At 44.3% G+C, this 289-nt stretch carries 1 protein-coding gene; it reads left to right on the top strand.

Annotated features, from left to right (window positions below; all coding sequences use genetic code 11):
* Positions 1–263 (top strand): hypothetical protein (locus QMG93_RS35125; RefSeq protein WP_281944538.1); only part of this gene is annotated, 263 nt, incomplete at its 5' end.
* Between the last annotated feature and the right edge of the window lie 26 nt (positions 264–289).

Below are 289 nucleotides of genomic sequence, written 5' to 3' on the forward strand. Positions count from 1 at the left end.
TGCTCGCTATATATCTTTTCTCGCTCCGCTTGTCTTCGACAAAAGTCGCTCCAAAAGATACATACCTCGCGGTATCAACTAGTAAAACTAAGGATGATTCAGCTTTACACTTTGTTTCGTTATCCAGTTTTCAAGGAACAAATCTTGTTTCGCTGCCGTTTCAGCGGCAGGAAGATTATCTTAGCATGTCCGCCCGGTTGATGCAACCATCAACTTTTGGCAAGACTGCCAAGCTTGAAAGGCATTGCGCCTTTCAAAACTGAACATGAGTGAGTGTCGATGCAGCTAG

This window comes from Paenibacillus tyrphae (assembly GCF_027925525.1).
In the GTDB taxonomy this organism is placed as follows: Bacteria; Bacillota; Bacilli; order Paenibacillales; family NBRC-103111; genus Paenibacillus_G; species Paenibacillus_G tyrfis_B.